The organism is Cyclobacterium xiamenense, from assembly GCF_900109255.1.
GTDB lineage: Bacteria > Bacteroidota > Bacteroidia > Cytophagales > Cyclobacteriaceae > Cyclobacterium > Cyclobacterium xiamenense.
On sequence record NZ_FNZH01000002.1, the window covers coordinates 548467 to 564589 of the forward strand.

11 protein-coding genes, 2 tRNA genes and 1 pseudogene are annotated in these 16123 nt (G+C 49.8%); 11 read left to right on the plus strand and 3 right to left on the minus strand.

Translation table 11 applies throughout. From position 1 onward, the window contains the following. Window positions 1-62 precede the first annotated feature (62 nt). The 3 genes from BMW71_RS07135 to BMW71_RS07145 all read left to right on the plus strand — a co-directional run bounded on the left by BMW71_RS07135 (window position 63) and on the right by BMW71_RS07145 (window position 2879). On the plus strand, window positions 63-896 hold the full coding sequence (locus BMW71_RS07135; RefSeq protein ID WP_244891108.1) for an FkbM family methyltransferase: 834 nt from the start codon (window positions 63-65) through the stop codon (window positions 894-896). After that, complete coding sequence (locus BMW71_RS07140) at window positions 893-1672, plus strand: glycosyltransferase family 2 protein (RefSeq protein WP_092171444.1); 780 nt, start codon at window positions 893-895, stop codon at window positions 1670-1672. Before BMW71_RS07135 ends, BMW71_RS07140 begins: the two co-directional genes overlap by 4 nt. Before the next feature lie 190 nt (window positions 1673-1862). After that, window positions 1863-2879, plus strand: coding sequence for a DNA/RNA non-specific endonuclease (locus tag BMW71_RS07145; RefSeq protein ID WP_092171447.1), 1017 nt, complete (start codon window positions 1863-1865; stop codon window positions 2877-2879). An 84-nt stretch (window positions 2880-2963) separates the two neighbouring features. On the opposite strand, the gene BMW71_RS23675 is transcribed toward BMW71_RS07145, so the two are convergent. The 3 genes and pseudogenes from BMW71_RS23675 to BMW71_RS07155 all read right to left on the minus strand — a co-directional run bounded on the left by BMW71_RS23675 (window position 2964) and on the right by BMW71_RS07155 (window position 3582). Further along, a tRNA-Arg gene (locus BMW71_RS23675) sits at window positions 2964-3098 on the minus strand. A gap of 116 nt (window positions 3099-3214) precedes the next feature. Next, a pseudogene (locus tag BMW71_RS24115) lies at window positions 3215-3379 on the minus strand (GIY-YIG nuclease family protein); the annotation flags it as partial. A 131-nt stretch (window positions 3380-3510) separates the two neighbouring features. After that, window positions 3511-3582, minus strand: a tRNA-Arg gene (locus tag BMW71_RS07155). Window positions 3583-3814: 232 nt separating this feature from the next. Between BMW71_RS07155 and BMW71_RS07160 the strand changes: the two genes are divergently transcribed. The 8 genes from BMW71_RS07160 to BMW71_RS07195 all read left to right on the plus strand — a co-directional run bounded on the left by BMW71_RS07160 (window position 3815) and on the right by BMW71_RS07195 (window position 15991). After that, entirely contained in the window at window positions 3815-4408 is a 594-nt protein-coding gene (locus BMW71_RS07160; protein WP_092172769.1) for a 30S ribosomal protein S16, read from the plus strand. A gap of 14 nt (window positions 4409-4422) precedes the next feature. After that, window positions 4423-4953, plus strand: a complete 531-nt coding sequence (rimM, locus tag BMW71_RS07165) for a ribosome maturation factor RimM (protein ID WP_092171450.1) — start codon at window positions 4423-4425, stop codon at window positions 4951-4953. Window position 4954: 1 nt separating this feature from the next. Then, on the plus strand, window positions 4955-5680 hold the full coding sequence (gene trmD / locus BMW71_RS07170) for a tRNA (guanosine(37)-N1)-methyltransferase TrmD (RefSeq protein WP_092171452.1): 726 nt from the start codon (window positions 4955-4957) through the stop codon (window positions 5678-5680). Window positions 5681-5739: 59 nt separating this feature from the next. Beyond that, window positions 5740-6105, plus strand: coding sequence for a 50S ribosomal protein L19 (rplS, locus tag BMW71_RS07175; protein ID WP_092171455.1), 366 nt, complete (start codon window positions 5740-5742; stop codon window positions 6103-6105). 291 nt (window positions 6106-6396) lie between these two features. Continuing rightward, complete coding sequence (locus BMW71_RS07180) at window positions 6397-9471, plus strand: SusC/RagA family TonB-linked outer membrane protein (protein ID WP_092171458.1); 3075 nt, start codon at window positions 6397-6399, stop codon at window positions 9469-9471. A gap of 31 nt (window positions 9472-9502) precedes the next feature. Beyond that, the gene (locus BMW71_RS07185; protein ID WP_317041131.1) at window positions 9503-10999 is read left to right on the plus strand and encodes a RagB/SusD family nutrient uptake outer membrane protein; all 1497 of its coding nucleotides are present in this window, start codon (window positions 9503-9505) and stop codon (window positions 10997-10999) included. Between the two features lie 361 nt (window positions 11000-11360). Continuing rightward, window positions 11361-14456 carry a SusC/RagA family TonB-linked outer membrane protein gene (locus BMW71_RS07190; RefSeq protein ID WP_092171463.1) on the plus strand — a complete coding sequence of 1032 codons (3096 nt, stop codon included), beginning with the start codon at window positions 11361-11363 and terminating at the stop codon, window positions 14454-14456. 29 nt (window positions 14457-14485) lie between these two features. Next, window positions 14486-15991 carry a RagB/SusD family nutrient uptake outer membrane protein gene (locus BMW71_RS07195; protein WP_092171465.1) on the plus strand — a complete coding sequence of 502 codons (1506 nt, stop codon included), beginning with the start codon at window positions 14486-14488 and terminating at the stop codon, window positions 15989-15991. The last annotated feature ends 132 nt before the right edge of the window (window positions 15992-16123 follow it).

Here is a 16123-nt window from a genome sequence, read left to right on the forward strand (position 1 = left end):
CGCCTGTCGGGATATAGCCCGTAGATGTGCATATATTTTCTTAGTTTTGGTCCATGACGCCCATGAAAAAAGCCATCCTACCCGTAAAAAGAAAACTCCAACGCCAATGGAAAACATTGCGTTTTCGCTTGAGTGCTTCCAATCATCCGCTTTTTATCGGCTTTTACCGGTACCTCTATACGCCAGGAAAGGGCAGCCTGAGCGCATTTCTGCACCACTATTCCCAGTCAAAAAGGGGTGATTTTACCGTGATTCAGATAGGCGCTAACGACGGCATTACCCACGACCCGATCCACAAATTTATCAAACGAGACGGCTGGAAGGGAGTCTTGCTGGAGCCACAGCCTCAGGTGTTCCACCAGTTCTTAAAAGAGATCTACGCCAAAAACGAAGGAATTACAACGGTGTGTGCGGCCATCGGGGAAAAAGACGGCGCCCAGCCGATCTATAAGATCGGCTTTTCCGATATGCGCTGGGCTACGGGCCTGTCTTCCTTCTCCCGGGAAAAAATCGAAAGCGCATTCGAGGAGGGCATTGTAGCGGCCAATTGTACGAAATTTGGTATCGATATTCCGGAAGACAGGGAGGAATGGATCAGCGAGGAGGAAGTAGCGGTGATCGCTCCCCGCACCCTGATGCAGCGCTACGGGATTTCCAAGATCGATCTCTTGCAAATCGATGCCGAAGGCTACGACCTGGAAGTGATCCGAATTTTCGATCTGCCGTTCAGTCAGCCCGCTGCCATTGTTTTTGAGAACGTGGGATTAAACGAAACGGATTACGCCAGCTGCCTGGCCCTCTTGCAGGCCAACGGCTACGGCACCCGTAAGTTTGGTCCGAACACCCTGGCGCTAAAAAAAGACGAACCCCTGTACCAAACGTATGTTGCGTCATGAGGCCGGGATTGGTTTCCGTGGTCATCCCCTGCTACAATCAGGGCAGGTACCTGGAGGAAACCGTCCGTTCCGTCCTGGCATCTACCTATCGGCCCCTGGAACTGCTGCTTGTCAACGACGGGTCCACGGATGATTCCCTGGAAAGAGCGCGTTCGCTGGAAAAAAAGCACCCGGAAGTTCGTGTCATTGATCAGCCGAACGGAGGGGTGGCCCGGGCGCGAAATACCGGGATTCGGGCAGCGCAGGGGGAATTTGTGTTGCCACTGGATGGAGACGATACGGTATCTGACGCCTACATCGCCGAAGCCGTATCCGTGCTGCAGCAGCGTCCGGAGGTAAAGGTCGTGTACTGTCGGGCGGTGAAATTTTCGGAGGCCGGTGAGAAGGCATGGAAGTTAAAGCCCTTTAGTTTGCGGGCATTGGCCCGGGATAACATGATATTTGTGGCGGCGCTGCTGCGCAAATCGGATGCCGACGCTGTGGGGGGATTCTCAGAAGACATGCACATGGGCCGGGAGGATTGGGAGTTTTGGATCAAAATTCTCAAAAATGGAGGAGAAGTGGTGCAATTGCCTTTTGTGGGTTTTTATTACCGGCTTACTCCCGGTAGCAAACGAAAGAAAACGGGAACCCGGCAAAAAAAGCGGGAGCGAATCGCCTATTTGAATAAAAAGCATGCGGACTTTTTTCAACAAGAGCTTAATGGTCCGCTGCGCTTTCAGCGCTCCTGGTCCCGACGGTACAACACCTTGCTTCGGTGGTTGGGTAGAAAATGAGGCGGTGGTGCCGGTCTTCTTCCGGCTTGGGATTGGTCTAACCGGTATTAAATGGGTGTTTGGCGCAGGCAAATCGGGTAAAATCCAGCGGATTCGTTCAGGAAAATCTTGTGAAAACCGTGGATTGACGATGCAGCGATAAACAGAACAAACGATAAGTGCATTGGTTGAGAGTGACTAAACAAAGCAGGTGAAGTTTTTCGGGTATATTCTACTTTTTCTTTCAAGCCATTTGGGGCTTTTTGCTCAGGCGTTTTTGCCTGCCGCTCCTTCGGGGCAGGTCATTCATCACCGGCACTACAGTTTGTGTTATGCGGAGTCCCACGAGCAGGCAAGTTGGGTGTACTACGAGTTGACCGCCTACGAGGCGAGCAGCGGCAGGTACGAGCGAACGGATAATTTCAGAGAGAATCCGAAGGTCACCACGGGAAGTGCCTCTTTGTCCGATTACCGGGCATCGGGATACGACCGGGGTCATTTGGCACCCGCGGGAGACATGGCCTTCAGTATGACTGCCTTGTCGGAGAGTTTTTACCTGAGCAACATGAGTCCGCAACACCCGTCATTTAACAGAGGGATATGGAAGCAACTGGAAGGCTTGGCTCGATCCTGGGCGGTGGGTCAGTCGGTCTTGTATGTGGCCACCGGGCCGGTATTGGAGCCCGGCTTGCGGCGCATCGGTCCGAATCAGGTTAGCATTCCAAATCGCTTCTACAAGGTGCTGCTGGATTACGACGAAGAAAACGGATCCTATTCGGCAATAGGGTTTATCCTTCCCAACCGAAAAGGGCAAGGACCCCTTGCGGCCTATGCGGTTTCTGTAGATGAGGTGGAGCGGCTTACCGGCATCGATTTTTACTCCCAGCTGCCTGATTCGATCGAAACCATCGTGGAGAAGAAGATCGATCCAGGCTACTGGGACTGGCAGGCAGCGCCCGTGACGCGTACCGGAAAAAGCCCGGCGATCCCGGCCCGGCAATGTGCAGGCATTACCCAAAAAGGCGTTCGGTGTCGGAATCGAACGAAAAGCGAAACCGGGTATTGCCATTTGCATGAGGGGAGTTCCGTAGGAAAGCAAAAGGCCGCGACCGCCCCGAAAAAACGAACCACGTCCGTCCGATGCATCGGAACCACAAAAAGTGGTGCCCGCTGCAAGCGAAACACCCTTTCCCGCAACCAGAAATGCTGGCAGCATGGGGGGAATTGATTGGGGAAGAGTAGCTGGATAGTCCCCCATGCAGCCCCCCAAAACACGAAAACCCCAAATACAGCTTGTATAAGGGGTTTTTTGTAGCCTCGACAGGGATCGAACCCCCGCCCGAACGTCCTGCGTAAATAGTTGGTGTAATCGTGAAATAGGGTTCGGGACGGGCGGGTGTATCTAAAGTTTAGGAAACTTCTATTCTATCCATTGAACTACGAGGCCATATTATTATAAAATGCTTTCCAATATGCCTGCAGGCAGGCAGGTATTCTATCCCCGTCCGACTGGCGTCAGCCGGGCGGGCCCGTCCGACCGTTGTCAGCCGGGCGGGCATTGAACTACTCCGATTGCAATATTTTTTTCAAGAATAGTCTACCCCTTGAAGATTTGAAGTATTTTTCTCTACTGATGGCTTCAATTAAAGTTTCAAATTCTTCGCAATACAGTATTTCAAATGGGATATATGGCCGAATAGAAACGGTCATTCCGGAATTATGCTGATGAAGTCTTTTCTGTTAATCTTTACAATGACCCTTATAAAGATAGTCAAAATGTTTACTTTTCAGGACGTAGGCGAAATAAACTTCTTTCATTTTACTTCAAATAAAAATCTCCAGATCCAGGTTAAAATTAGTAGCCTCGGCAAGAATCGAACTTGCATCTAAAGTTTAGGAAACTTCTATTCTATCCATTGAACTACGAGGCCATTTAACTTTCAGGAAAGCGTTAGATTTACCTTTGTAAACCCGGTATTTGTTGCTTTTTTGAGTAGGCTCAACCATGCAAGCCCCCAAAAAACACCGCAATTTAAACCATAAATTTACTATTACGCAAATAAAAGACAGCCAGATTGTTCTTTTTGATTTTAATGTTTTATCTTTGCAGTCCAAAAAATAACGATGGACGGGATCCATCAATTCACTAAACGTCAAAATATTATGGCATTAAAAATCAGATTAGCACGTCGGGGCCGAAGAAAAATGGCCATCTACGATGTAGTAATTGCTGATGCTAGAGCTCCACGAGATGGACGCTTTATCGAGAAAATCGGATCGTACAATCCAAATACCGACCCGGCCACCATTACCATCAATAACGACCGCGCATTGAAATGGTTGATGAATGGGGCACAACCTACCGATACCGTAAAAGCCATGCTTTCCTACCGGGGAGTCATGTTGAAGAAACACCTGCAGATAGGTGTGGTAAAGGGCGCCATCACGCAGGAACAGGCCGATGAAAAATTTCAGGCCTGGTTGGATAGTAAGGAGAAGAGCATCGCCAGCAAGGTAGACAAAATCCAGTCTGCCAGAGACAGCGCCAAGAAGGCTGCATTGGAAGCCGAAGCGGCTAAGAATCAGGCCCGACTGGACGCCATCAAAAAGCGGGAAGAAGAAGCCATCGCTGCGGTTGCGGCTGCAGAGGCGGAAGCCAAAGCTGCAGAAGCGCCTCAGGAAGAAGCGCCTGCGGAAAGCGGAGGAGAAGATGCACCTGCATCGGATGCTGCAGCATCTGACGAAGAAAAAGCCTAAACGATCCCCCTGCCGTGAACAAAGACAATTGTTTTCAATTGGGCCATATCGCCAAAGTTCATGGATTGCATGGGGAAGTGCTTTTGGTCCTCGACGTAGATTATCCCGAGGATTACGAGGACCTGGAACATGTCTTTGTGGAAAAGGGAAACCGATTGGTGCCCTTTATTTTGGAGCACATGGTGCCCCAGCCTAACAATAAATTTCTGGCCAAATTTGAAGAATTTGACCAGGTGGAACAGGTAAAACCCATGGTGGGAGCAGCCTTGTACCTGCCGCTATCCCTGCTTCCTGAGCTAAAAGAAGATCAGTTTTATTACCACGAATTGGTGGGATATACGGTGATCGACGAGACGCTGGGGGAATTGGGAGAAGTCAAGGTAATCTATGACCTGGAAACCCAGGACCTGATCGGCATGGACTACCAGGGAAAAGAAGTACTTATTCCCATTCAGGATGGAATCCTGCAAGGAGTAAATAAGGCAGAAAAGAAAGTTTTCTGCCGGCTGCCGGATGGCCTGCTTGACATCTATTTGGAAGCGTAACATGCGTATCGATATCATTACGGTTTTGCCCGGACTGCTGGAAGGGCCTTTTTCTCATTCCATCCTGAAACGGGCGGAAGAAAAAGGCCTGGCCACGGTGAAGGTGCACGATTTACGACCCTATGGTATCGGAAAGCAGCATACCCTGGACGACTATGCGTTTGGTGGTGGAGCGGGGATGGTCATGATGATCGAGCCAATCGCCAGCTGCCTGGAAGCGTTGAAAAAAGAGCGTGCCTACGATGAGGTCATTTACATGACACCGGACGGGCAAACGTTTGATCAACCCATGGCCAACGCGTTTTCGCTCAAAGAGAACCTAATCCTTCTCTGCGGGCATTACAAAGGAGTAGACGAGCGGGTTCGGCAACACTTGATCACCAAAGAGGTAAGCATCGGTGATTTTGTCCTTTCCGGAGGAGAATTGGCTGCTGCTGTTGTGGCAGACGCCGTCATTCGGTTGATTCCGGGAGTATTGAACGACGAGACCTCCGCATTGACGGATTCCTTTCAGGATGGCCTGCTGGCACCGCCCGTGTATACGCGACCGGCTGACTACAACGGATGGAAAGTCCCGGAGGTGTTGCTTTCAGGGCATGCGGCAAATATCGAATCCTGGAGATTTGATGAATCGGTACGCCGGACCAAAGAAAGAAGACCCGACTTGATAGGCGGGCCGTTTTCTTCGGAAAAAGGCGGTAATACTACAGCACAAAACGATAGTTGAACCAAGTAAGGACACCCGAAATTGGTGTCCGAAAAAGCGATAAGAAAACGAGTAAAGCAATGAGCGAACTACTAAAATTCGTAGAACAGGATTACAAAGACGCCCGGTCTAAATTCCCAGCTTTCAAGGCGGGAGACACGGTCAATGTTCACGTGAAAATTACAGAAGGAAACAAGGAACGGGTACAGCAGTTCCAAGGAACGGTAATCCAGCGGAAAAACGTCAATACCAACGGGGAGACGTTTACCGTTCGAAAGGTTTCCAATGGAATCGGTGTGGAGCGAATATTCCCCATCATTTCCCCAAGTCTGGAAAAAATCGAAGTCCTGAGAGAGGGTAAAGTCCGAAGAGCCAGGTTGTTTTACCTGAGAGGAAGACAGGGAAAATCTGCCCGAATCAAAGAAAAAATCCGGGTCAAGAAATAAGGATACCTGGACTAGCATTCACCATAAAAAAAGGGAGCATCACGCTCCCTTTTTTTATGGGATTTACTTTTTGAAAGATGGACGGTTTCTATCCGGGAGTTCCGGGTAGCCTTTAAAATTGGCCACATTTTACTGCACGGATTTTTCCCTAAAACACAGGTGTTTTCTGCTTAATTTCGGTCTTTTAATGTAATAAAATTGCACGAATGCAGGATGGTACAGGATAGTATTGTATTGTTTTCTAGGTTTATTTAATTGAAATAAATCAATCTTAACCAAACACAAAAGATTATGAAAACAAGTTACCAATTGCTCCTTCGTGGGATTCGGGGTGCAGTATTGGCTGTTCTTTTGGTGATGACCCATTCCCTGTTTGCCCAGGATGCGGGTCAGATTACCGGAAGAGTCATCGCCAGTGAAGACGCTGAGCCCCTTCCGGGCGTTTCCATCCTGGTAAAGGGGACTACGCGCGGCACCGTCACCAATATGGATGGTGAATTTGCCATTCAGGCTGCCTCCGGCGAAACACTTACCGTCAGTTTTATTGGGTTTGAGACCCGGGAAGTGGCGGTCACCGGCGGGCAGACCACCTATGAGATCAGCATGGAAGCCTCCATCGGAGACCTGGGAGAGGTGGTCGTGGTGGGATACGGTTCCCAGCGAAAGGCCGACATTACTTCGGCTGTTTCGGTGATCAACATGGAGAATATCGGGGAAGTGCCGACAACGAATGTCACCCGCCTATTGCAGGGGCAGGCCGCTGGGGTACAGGTACGGCAAAACTCCGGTAGACCCGGAGAAGAAATGGAAGTCACGATTCGGGGGATAGGATCACTGGGAGCCGGTAGTCAGCCGCTATACGTTGTGGATGGGTTTCCGGTGGGTACCTCTCTCGGGCAAAACCTAAACCCGGCAGATATCGAAAGCATGACGGTACTGAAAGATGCGGCTTCTACGGCCATTTACGGAGCAAGGGGATCGAATGGTGTAATCCTGATCACGACCAAATCCGCAAAAGAAGGAACGGTAAACCTTGATTTCGTGGTCAACCAGGGGATTCAGAACGTGCCCGATGGCCGCCGAACGCGGATGATGAACGGACCAGAGTTTGCGCAGTTCAAGCACGATAGTTTCGTGGACCGGATTCGCTACTTCGAACAGCGGGAGCCGGCGCTGGAGGAAATTCCACTGGAATTCCGGTTTCCGGAGCAGACTACCGTTTCTACCGATTGGTTTGAAGAAATCATGAATCAAAACGCCCGGTTTCAAAATTACAATGCTACCCTTTCCGCGGGCAAGGGAGACATTCGTTCCCTGGTGTCGGTGGGCTATATCAATCAAGAGGGGGCCGTTATCGAGACGGGTTTTGAACGGTTTAACGTCCGGGCCAATATTGATGGCAAGATCAACGAATTTATCAGCATGGGCTGGAACATTGCCGCTTCGCATTCCCGCGAAGACTATGCATCGACCGACGGCAGAAGTGCATTGATCGGCAGGTCGCTTTGGGCAGACCCGCGCTATCCGGTATACAACGAGGACGGTAGCTTCAATACCTTTATTGGCGGTACACATGGCGTATTCGGCACCGCCAATGTGGTGCAGGAGCTCATGGAAATGGAGCGCACCCGTAACGAAAATAACCTCTTGACCAACGGGTACCTGGAATTTACCTTTCTCAAGGATTTCAAGTTCAGGACCTCGGTCAATGCCATCCTGGAAAATACCGACCAAAAGGAGTTTCGTCCATCCACGCTCGCAGGTCCTGGCTTTAACCAGGCTCCGCCACGCGAGGCGACGTTATTTCAACGACGCAACGAGGTGTTGAACATCGCTGCGGATCAGCTGCTTTCGTACAACAAAATCCTGGGTAACCACCGGGTGGAAGGCTTGTTGGGATTTTCTGCCCAGGAAGAAACCTTTAAATTCCTGCAAGGCAACGGCAACGAGTTTGCCAACGATCAGGTACGTTACCTGAGTGCGGCCATCCGACAGGTATCGAGTTCCGGCGAGGCCGATTGGAGCCTAATGGCTTATTTTGCCAGGGCCAATTACTCCTTTAATGATAAGTACCTCTTTTCGGCATCCTTCCGACGGGAAGGTAGTTCTCGCTTTGGTGCCAACAACAAATGGGGGAACTTCCCGGCCTTTTCTGCCGGATGGCGGATTTCCGAGGAATCTTTTATGCCGCAAACCAACTGGATTACCGATTTGAAACTGAGAGCCAGCTATGGTATCACTGGTAACAATGCGATTGGTAATTACTCCAGCTTGTCCAACATGCGTATTTCCAATTACGTACTGGGAGGGGCTATCGCAAACGGGCAGGTGTTGTCCAATTTTGCCAACTCCAACCTGGGATGGGAGCAATCCCAGCAAACCGATATCGGCCTGGACCTGGCCATGTTTGACAACCGCCTGATTTTCACCGCAGAGTATTACAACCGATTAACGGACAACATGCTGCTTTCCGTGGAAATGCCGGTTATCTCCGGCTTTACCCAGTCGTTGGACAACGTGGGGCAGGTGCAAAACCGGGGCCTGGAGCTTGCGCTGGATTACCGCACGCGCATCAGCCAATTGAACCTACGGAGCAATCTGAACCTGACCATCAATCGAAACAAGGTATTGGAGATCCGGGGAGAAAACGATGAAATATGGTCAGGGGGTTTCTACAGCACGTATAACGTTTCTCAGGTAGGGCGTCCGCTGGCCATGCTGCACGGGTTCCGCATGGTAGGTATTTTTAATACCGAAGATGAAATCGAAGCCTGGCCCACCCAGGATGGAGCCATCCCTGGTACCTACAAATATTTTGATGCAAATGGCGATGGGGTGATCTCCTACGATCAGCAGGACATGATCGAAATCGGAAACCCGCATCCCGCCTATATTTTGGGTTTCACCCTGGGTGGCGATTACAAAGCCTTTGACTTTAACTTTATGTTTACCGGGGCCTTTGACTACGACGTGTTCCGAAACATTGAGGCCACGACCATGAACATGGACGGGGTATTCAACATTCTGCAGTCTGGAGTAAACCGCTGGAGATCTGCCGAGAATCCCGGGGATGGCCGCGGTGCCACCACCAATACCTGGAAATGGCAGCGGGAATCCAACTCCCGCTACGTGTACGATGCCACGCACGTATGGCTGCGAAACATCACCCTGGGGTACACCGTTCCCAAAAATCCGGTGCTATCCAACACCCGGGTATTTTTCAGCGCGGAGAATCCCTTCCTATTTACCTCTTTTCCGGGTACCAATCCGGAGATCAACCGAAGAGGTGGGATAAATATTGGCGTGGATGACGAAGCGTACCCCATGCCCAGGACCTTTACCCTGGGAGCGACCATCCGATTCTAATCCTTAAACTACCGAAGCAATGAAAAAATACATGCATATAAAATTAGTTTGTTTGGGATCCTTGCTGGCTTTTACGGCCTGCGACGAAGAGTTTCTAAATAAAACCGATCCCACGGTGCTGGTTGCGGATAATTTCTACCAGACCGAAAACCAGGTGATTCAAGCCGTGAATGGGGTTTACGGGCAGTTGCGTCCGCTTCACCTGAGCCAATGGCAATACACCGAGTTTATTTCGGACAATACTACCTTGCACTTTAACCCGGGCAACCGGGGGCAGGGGCCTGCCCTGGAGGCCTTGGAGTTTTGGCAGTACAATCCCGCTACGCCCAACATCACCAACTTGTACAACAGTACCTACGGGGTGATGGTCAACGTGAACACCACCCTTCAAAAATTGCCAGAATCGGTGGCAAGTGAGGCCATTAAAACCCGGTCCGAGGGCGAGTTAAAGTTTATTCGGGCGTATTTGTACTTTCATCTGGTTCAACATTTTGGAGATGTGATCGTGATTACCGAGCCGGTGGCCGCTCCTGCCGAAGCCTTCGAATACGAAAGGCAACCGGTGGAAACCGTATACCAACAAATCCTGTCGGACCTAAACGCGGCGGTGAACGCGCTGCCGGTCAGCCACGATTCGGATGACACGGGAAGGGTAACTAAAGGCGCCGCTTTAAGTTTGCTAGGAAAGGTACACCTGACTCGTGGGGATTACGGGCCAGCCATAGACGCCTTGAATCAGGTAACGTCGCTCGGTTACGATCTGCTGACGGACTATGCGGACGTATTTGATCCCCAAAACAAAAATCACCAGGAATCTGTCTGGGACATTCAGTACCAGGGAGACAATCAATTTGGCGTGAACAGTAACTTTATCTACACCTTTGCTCCTCGGGAATCCTTTGGTGCGGTGATCGACTTTCCCGGACAGGAAGGCGGCGGCTGGAATACCCCAAGTAAGGACATCATTGCTGCCTACGAAGAAGGGGACTTGCGAAAGGAAGTTTCGCTCCAGGAGGGATACACCAACCTCGACGGAACGTACGTAGGCGTTCCATTTATCAACAAATTCAATCACCCCCATTCCATTCGGGGTGTAACGAACGATAATTGGCCCGTCATCCGGTATTCAGACGTTTTGCTCATGCTGGCAGAGGCGTTAAACGAGCAAGACGGCCCCACCGGGCTGGCCTACGGTTACCTGAATCAGGTTCGCGACCGGGCCGGATTGGAACCGCTCAGTGGCCTGGGCCAGGAAGCATTTCGGGAAGCCGTACTCAAAGAACGACGAATCGAATTGGCCTTTGAGAATCACCGCTGGTTTGATTTGAAACGTACGATGGGTACACAGGAATTGGTCAGTTTTTTGAACGATTACGGTTTACGCGAGCGGGCAGATCCTACGACCTCCAGAGAAGGAATTCCGTTTTCTAACGGAGATTTTATCTTTGAAGCGCACGAGATACTGTTTCCGATTCCGCAGGACCAAATACGCATTAATTCCGCATTGAGGCAAAATCCCGGATACTAAAAAAAGGTTCCCTTTGGTAAAATTTTCCCCTGGAAATTCAGGCAAGCTGTCGGAAGTTCCGGGGGATTTTTTTTTGGATAACGGCTTTCCGGGTCAGTAGATAATTTTATAAAATGTGCGATTCTCAAGGTTTTGCTCGTAAAAAGCGTCGCTTACTACAGTTAAACAGAACATACAATCAGATATGACTCGTTTTCAACGAGTTACAGAAAGCGAGTTTATGTGGTTTTACGATGTGAATGAAAACGTTTTCAGCACAGTGCAGGATAGTTCTTGCGAAAATATCTTTTTTATTTAGGAAAATATTCGCGGATACTGTCGCGATATTTCAAAAAAATCCATTCAAATAACCTATTTTATTATGAAAAAAAATTGTTACCCAATTTTGGATAGCAGGCGCTTGATCACCTTACTCGCGGCCATGCTATTGACCTTCGTTTCCTATGCGCAGAGTACGGTCTCTGGCGTAGTGCGCTCCGAAGGAGACAACGAAACCTTGCCGGGAGTATCCGTTTTGGTTAAGGGGACCACCCGCGGGACGGTAACTGACCTGGATGGACGTTTTCAGGTAGAAGCGGCCGCCGGCGAGGTATTGTCGGTAAGTTACATCGGTTATGCTACCCGGGAAATACCCGTCCAGGGGGGACAAACCGAGTATGAAATCGTGCTGGCTTCTTCCATGAGCGACCTCACCGAAGTGGTGGTAGTAGGTTATGGTAGCCAGTTGAAGAAAGAGATTACCGGGGCGGTACAGACCGTACAAGGCGATGACCTACTGGATATCCCGGTTCCCTTAATGGCACAGAAACTGCAGGGCCAGTTGGCCGGTGTGCAAATCAACCAAACTACTGGACAGCCTGGTCGAGGAATGAACGTACGTATCCGGGGACAGTTATCCGTATCTGCGGGTAGTGAACCCTTGTACGTAGTGGATGGGTTTCCGATCACCGGAGACATCTCCAGTCTTAATCCGGACGAGATTCAGGACATCACTATTTTGAAAGACGCTGCCTCTACTTCCCTCTATGGATCCCGGGCGGCTAATGGTGTGGTACTGATCACCACCAAAAGAGGAAAGGCCGGACAGTCCTCCGTTTCACTCAACGTGTACCGGGGATTGCAAAACGTGCCCCATTACAACCGACTGGAAATGATGGATGCTGTGGAATTTGCGCAATTTAAAAAGGAATACTTCGAAGATGCCGGACGTCCGGTTCCTGCCATGTTCCAAAACCCTTCCCAGTACGAAGGCCAAACCCAGGACTGGTACGATGCCTTACTTCAGACAGCTCCTATTTCCAATTACAACCTGACGATCAATAACAACACGGAAAAGATGCGGACGTCGGTTGTGGCGGGTTACTTCGATCAGGAAGGCGTTGTATTGAACACCGACTACGAACGCTTTTCGTTGCGAATCAATTCCGACTACAAGGCATCGGATAAGTTAACCGTGGGCTTCAATCTTGCCCCCACCTACATTCGTGACAACATTCCCAGGACCGATGGATCCAGAGGAACGGGTATATTGTTTAATGCCCTGCATACCTGGCCCAACATGCCCATTTACGATGACAACGGCGAGTTAACGTATTTCAACAGGTTTCCTAGCGAAACAGGAAACATCTTCGCCTATCCAAACTACGTACGTTCTGCCTTGGAGATCACCAACGAGACCAAGCAGACGAATTTGCTTTCCAATGCCTACGTACAGTACCAACCGATCGAAGGTCTGGAGATCAAATCGACCATCAACGCAGAGATCAGAAATAGCAAGTATTTTTACTTCAATCCGTCTACGGCCACGCCGGGAATGAATCAAGCCATCCCAACGGTGGCACGTTCTACCCGAGATAACCGCGAAATATTTAGCTGGTTGAACGAAAACACGGTGACCTACACCAAATCGATCAATGACCACAACTTCCAATTGTTGGGTGGATTTACCAACCAGTATTTCCGATTGGATCGTACCCAGGTGGTAGGAGATACCTACGCCGATGATCGTCTTCCAACGGTGCAGGGCGCGCTAAACATAAGCAGAGGAGGAACAATCTCGGACGTACAGGAGTGGGCGTTGACCTCATTCCTGAGCCGCTTGACCTACAACTATAAGGGCAAGTACTTATTGACCGGATCCATCCGTGCCGACGGATCTTCCCGATTCGGTTCGGAGAACCGATGGGGGGTATTCCCGTCTGTATCTGCGGGATGGGTGATGTCTGACGAAGGATTCCTAAACACAAGCGACAAAGTATCCTTTATGAAATTACGTGGCAGCTACGGTGTGACCGGTAATAATAATATTGGTAATTACACGCAGTACGCGCTGGTGAACAATACCGTAAATCACGTTTTTAATAATACGGTGGTACCTGGAGCGGCGGTTACCTCCCTCCAAAACCCGTTCCTAGGATGGGAAACAACGCAGCAGTTTGATATCGGATTGGACCTGGGTTTGTTTGATGACCGTATTCAGTTTGTGTACGATTTCTACACCAAAAATACCACCAACCTGTTGTACAACGTACAGATACCGCAGGAAGCCGGTTTTGGTAGCATTACCGATAACATTGGAGAAATTAAATTCTGGGGGCATGAATTTGCCATCACCAGCCGTAATACCCAGGGAAGGCTGGTTTGGACCACCAATGCCAACATTTCTTTTAACAGGAACCAGGTGATAGAGCTTGCAGAAGGCATTGATCGCGTGTATGGACAATTTCACATTACTCAGGTAGGACAGCCTTTTGGTCAATTCTATGGATTGAGAAAACTTGGAAACTACATGAACGAGGAAGACCTGAATAGTTCCCCTCAAGTACCTGGACGTTCTACTGTAGGTTCCATCAAGTTGGAAGATATCAACGGTGACGGCATCATTACCATAGGCGGCGATAACGACGACCGGACGATTATTGGAAATCCGTTCCCGGATTTCACCTACGGTATCACCAACAACTTCAAGTATGGAAAGTGGGACATGAACATCATCACTTCCGGATCGCACGGGAATCAGTTGTACATGCGACACTTGTTTAGTACCGCCAACCTGGACGGTGTGTTTAACATGGTGGCCAAAGCGACCGATCGCTTCCGTTCCCCTGAAGATCCGGGAGAGGGAATTTTCGGAACCACCGTGGGAGGTGGAAACGTGACCGGTATCGAAAGAGACTGGGCAAACAGCAACTTTGTTTGGGATGCGTCCTTCTTTTCTATCAAAAACATCACGCTAGGATTCAACGCCGGGGCCATTGCAAACGTGGTCAAGTCAGCCAGGTTCTATGCCTCCGTGCAGAACGTGTATATTTTTACCCCGTATTGGGGAGGCCCCAACCCGGAGGTTAGCCAGCAAAACAACGGTCAGGGAGACGGCGGAAACCTAAGCCCTGGCATTGACCTGACGGGCTACCCGGTTCCACGTACCTTTACCGTAGGTGCTAACTTTACGTTCTAAAGTCCCTTTCATCTAAAATTGACTGAAAAATGAAAAAAATATCAATCTTTATAGCGCTACTGGGAATGACGATGTCAAGTTGCGAAGAGTTCTTGACCATCGCCCCGGAAACCGCCCTGAGTTCTGCCACGTTTTACAAGACAGAAACCGATTTTGAACAAGCGGTAAATGCAACCTATGCACCGCTACGAAGCATTGCAAACAGCCGCTCCTGGTTGTTGTGCGAGATGCGTTCGGACAATACCATCTATGCGCGAAACATCAACTTTGGTGCGACCGAGCAACAGGAAGATATTTCCGACCATTCCTTACCGGATGATCAGGGAATTACGACCAACACACACGTTTTGAACCAATACCGGCAGGATTACCTAATCATCGCTCGGGCGAATCAGATTCTTACGCAAATCGATGAAATCGAGTTTAATCAGGCTTCGAAAGACAACCTGAAGGGTCAGGCGCTGTTCCTCCGTGGATACGCATATTACGAATTGGCCCGGTACTTCGGAAGTGTTCCGCTGCATTTAGTTCCGGTGACTACCCGGGAAGAAGCGGCCTTACCGTTGACACCGGAATCAGAGATTTACGCACAGTTAATCAGTGATATACAGGCTGCTGTTAATCTATTGCCTGTACGCTCCCAGCAGGGAGTGGGCCGGGCATCCAAGGGCGCTGCCCAGATGCTATTGGCCGACGTATTTATCACCCAGAAGCGTTGGGCAGAAGCAGAGACCCTGCTAAAAGCCATCATCAGTAGTGGGGAGTACTCCTTGATCGACAACTACGAGGATGTATTTTCTGAAAGTGTAGGCAATAAAAACAATGCCGAATCCTTGTTTGAAATTCAATTTCTGGAAGGTCCCGAAGGGCTCAACAGTAGTTTCTTGTACAGCTTTATGCCCCGGCCCATTTCCTTGCAGGAGTTGCAGCCCATTACCGGTACTTCTAACCCACAGCCGCTGGATGGTGAAGGTAATAACATACCCACGCCAGATATCATCGCTGCGTACGAGGAAGGAGATTTGAGAAAGGATGCCTCCATTGCTTATGTGGAAATTGCTGGTAGTGATCGGGAAGATAAAGTGTACCCGTATATAAAGAAATACGCCAAACACCATGATTTGCATGGGAACCACGGTATGAATTGGCCCATTTACAGGTATGCAGAAGTCTTGTTATTCCTCGCTGAGGCCCTTAACGAGCAGGGCAAGACCGAAGAGGCGGCGGGTTACCTGAATCAGGTACGAAACCGTGCCGGATTGGCGAACAGCACCGCCTCCGGACAGACCGATATGCGGGAAGCCATCTTTAAGGAGAGAAGAGTGGAACTAGCCTTTGAAAACAAGCGCTGGTTTGACATCACCCGGGCGGACAGGGTGCAAGAGATCATTGGGGATTTTGGTGCACGAGCGCTGGCGAATCCGCTGGATTATTACTATCCTGCCGGAGCTACCTTCCGATCCATCGCCTTTACCAATATTACCAAATACTATGCGCTTCCAGCTGCCGAAGCAGAGATTACACCTCACTTCTAATGGAGGCGTGCGGCAGAAAATAAGATAGCCCAGCCTGAGAAATACAGCGGAAAGCCTACTAGCTTTCCGTTGTTTTTTGGTTAAATATGACCAAAGGTATAATTTCCACGTTACTGGCTTTATTAAGCAATG

Coding starts and splice junctions, on each gene's coding strand:
- BMW71_RS07160 (WP_092172769.1), top strand. CDS start 3,815: ATGGCATTAAAAATCAGATTAGCACGTCGGGGCCGAAGAAAAATGGCC.
- BMW71_RS07185 (WP_317041131.1), top strand. CDS start 9,503: ATGCATATAAAATTAGTTTGTTTGGGATCCTTGCTGGCTTTTACGGCC.
- BMW71_RS07140 (WP_092171444.1), top strand. CDS start 893: ATGAGGCCGGGATTGGTTTCCGTGGTCATCCCCTGCTACAATCAGGGC.
- BMW71_RS07190 (WP_092171463.1), top strand. CDS start 11,361: ATGAAAAAAAATTGTTACCCAATTTTGGATAGCAGGCGCTTGATCACC.
- BMW71_RS07135 (WP_244891108.1), top strand. CDS start 63: ATGAAAAAAGCCATCCTACCCGTAAAAAGAAAACTCCAACGCCAATGG.
- BMW71_RS07195 (WP_092171465.1), top strand. CDS start 14,486: ATGAAAAAAATATCAATCTTTATAGCGCTACTGGGAATGACGATGTCA.
- rplS (WP_092171455.1), top strand. CDS start 5,740: ATGAGCGAACTACTAAAATTCGTAGAACAGGATTACAAAGACGCCCGG.
- BMW71_RS07180 (WP_092171458.1), top strand. CDS start 6,397: ATGAAAACAAGTTACCAATTGCTCCTTCGTGGGATTCGGGGTGCAGTA.
- trmD (WP_092171452.1), top strand. CDS start 4,955: ATGCGTATCGATATCATTACGGTTTTGCCCGGACTGCTGGAAGGGCCT.